The organism is Flagellimonas sediminis (assembly GCF_010500845.1).
GTDB lineage: Bacteria > Bacteroidota > Bacteroidia > Flavobacteriales > Flavobacteriaceae > Flagellimonas > Flagellimonas sediminis.
The window spans coordinates 2,501-5,185 of record NZ_JAAAMI010000022.1 but is presented as its reverse complement, the minus strand read 5'-3'; the positions used below and the strand labels follow the sequence as shown (position 1 = coordinate 5,185).

Below are 2,685 nucleotides of genomic sequence, written 5' to 3'. Positions count from 1 at the left end.
TTTCCGGGTGTCGGACAGACATTCAAGGAAATACAATGAAGAGTTTGATCCTGGCTCAGGATGAACGCTAGCGGCAGGCCTAACACATGCAAGTCGAGGGGTAGGGGGTGCTTGCACCCCTGAGACCGGCGCACGGGTGCGGAACGCGTATGGAACCTGCCCCTGTCAGGGGAATAGCCCAGGGAAACTTGGATTAATGCCCCATGGTATCGGAGCATCGCATGATGTTCCGATTAAAGATTTATCGGACAGGGATGGCCATGCGTACCATTAGCTTGATGGTGGGGTAACGGCCCACCATGGCGACGATGGTTAGGGGCCCTGAGAGGGGGATCCCCCACACTGGTACTGAGACACGGACCAGACTCCTACGGGAGGCAGCAGTGAGGAATATTGGACAATGGTCGGAAGACTGATCCAGCCATGCCGCGTGCAGGATGACGGCCCTATGGGTTGTAAACTGCTTTTATACGGGAAGAAACGCACCTACGTGTAGGTGTCTGACGGTACCGTAAGAATAAGGACCGGCTAACTCCGTGCCAGCAGCCGCGGTAATACGGAGGGTCCGAGCGTTATCCGGAATCATTGGGTTTAAAGGGTCCGTAGGCGGGCCTGTAAGTCAGGGGTGAAAGTTTGTGGCTCAACCATAAAATTGCCTTTGATACTGCAGGTCTTGAGTCATGGTGGGGTTGCCGGAACATGTGGTGTAGCGGTGAAATGCATAGATATCACATAGAACACCGATCGCGAAGGCAGGTGACCAACCATGTACTGACGCTGATGGACGAAAGCGTGGGTAGCGAACGGGATTAGATACCCCGGTAGTCCACGCCGTAAACGATGGATACTAGCTGTGGGGGCGCAAGCCTCCGTGGCCAAGCGAAAGTGATAAGTATCCCACCTGGGGAGTACGTTCGCAAGAATGAAACTCAAAGGAATTGACGGGGGCCCGCACAAGCGGTGGAGCATGTGGTTTAATTCGATGATACGCGAGGAACCTTACCAGGGCTTAAATGCAGGCTGCATGGGGTGGAGACATCCCTTTCTTCGGACTGCCTGCAAGGTGCTGCATGGTTGTCGTCAGCTCGTGCCGTGAGGTGTCAGGTTAAGTCCTATAACGAGCGCAACCCCTGCCGTTAGTTGCCAGCATGTAAAGATGGGGACTCTAACGGGACTGCCGGTGCAAACCGTGAGGAAGGTGGGGACGACGTCAAATCATCACGGCCCTTACGTCCTGGGCCACACACGTGCTACAATGGCCGGTACAGAGGGAAGCCACCCCGCAAGGGGGCGCGGATCTATAAAACCGGTCACAGTTCGGATCGGGGTCTGCAACTCGACCCCGTGAAGCTGGAATCGCTAGTAATCGGATATCAGCCATGATCCGGTGAATACGTTCCCGGGCCTTGTACACACCGCCCGTCAAGCCATGGAAGCCGGGAGTGCCTGAAGTCCGTCACCGCAAGGAGCGGCCTAGGGCAAAATCGGTAACTAGGGCTAAGTCGTAACAAGGTAGCCGTACCGGAAGGTGCGGCTGGAACACCTCCTTTCTAGAGAAAGAGACGCCCGGAAAACGGGGTCCCGCACGAGGTGGTCCTGAAGCCTTTATGCTGTCGTTCACAATGTGTTTTTTGGTATACTGCCCATTTTTGGGCCGATGCAGTCTCATAGCTCAGCTGGTTAGAGCGCTACACTGATAATGTAGAGGTCGGCAGTTCGAGTCTGCCTGAGACTACGAAGAGTACGAAGTTGAAAATACGGTGTACTAAGTTCTTTAAAAGAGTATTGGATAGGAAATTCTAGGTGTTGGGTTACCGTTATGTAGTACTGTTAACTGATAACTGTTAACTGACCACTGATAATGGGGAATTAGCTCAGCTGGCTAGAGCGCCTGCCTTGCACGCAGGAGGTCAAGGGTTCGACTCCCTTATTCTCCACCACGGCAAGTGCCGTCCACCGATCGGTGGCGGTGTGCCAGAAAGTTCATTGACATATTGGGACGGAGCGTGATGATTCAGGTCATCATGGCGAAGTCAAAAGAAGAAACACGAAGTAGAATAGAATATATAAGGATTACGAGAGGGCATCCGTACTTGGTACGGGTGCGACAAGCAAAAGAAGGGCGTATGGGGGATGCCTAGGCTCTCAGAGGCGACGAAGGACGCGATAAGCTGCGAAAATCCACGGGGAGCTGCACATGAGCATTGATCCGTGGGTGTCCGAATGGGGCAACCCGGCAGGTTGAAGGCCTGTCACACCGCAAGGTGGGCGAACCCGCTGAACTGAAACATCTAAGTAGGCGGAGGAAGAGAAAACAAGAGTGATTCCGAGAGTAGTGGCGAGCGAAATCGGAACAGCCCAAACCAGAGTTGTCTCGGCAATTCTGGGGTTGTAGGACCACGGGATTCTTTGCGTGACGAACCGGAAGCAGTTGGAAAGCTGCACGACAGGGGTGACAGTCCCGTACGGGCAAGGAGCGTTAAAGATAGTGGTATCCTGAGTAGCGCGGGGCACGTGAAACCCTGTGTGAATCCGGCGGGACCATCCGCCAAGGCTAAATACTCCTGGGAGACCGATAGTGGACCAGTACCGTGAGGGAAAGGTGAAAAGAACCGTGAACAACGGAGTGAAAAAGACCCTGAAACCATACGCCTACAAGCGGTCGGAGCCGGTTTACCGGTGACG

The 2,685-nt window shown here is 54.2% G+C and carries 2 tRNA genes and 2 rRNA genes (1 of these 4 running past the window's edge); all 4 read left to right on the top strand.

The annotated features are described in order from the left end of the window. Positions 1 to 32: 32 nt before the first annotated feature. A 16S ribosomal RNA gene (locus tag GTK07_RS19055) occupies positions 33 to 1,550 on the top strand. A 111-nt stretch (positions 1,551 to 1,661) separates the two neighbouring features. Then, positions 1,662 to 1,735: transfer RNA gene (locus tag GTK07_RS19050), tRNA-Ile, on the top strand. 128 nt (positions 1,736 to 1,863) lie between these two features. Continuing rightward, a tRNA-Ala gene (locus tag GTK07_RS19045) sits at positions 1,864 to 1,940 on the top strand. Positions 1,941 to 2,104: 164 nt separating this feature from the next. Then, positions 2,105 to 2,685 (top strand): 23S ribosomal RNA (locus GTK07_RS19040) (it continues 2,234 nt past the right edge of the window). Together the 16S and 23S rRNA genes with 2 tRNA genes alongside form the textbook arrangement of a ribosomal RNA operon.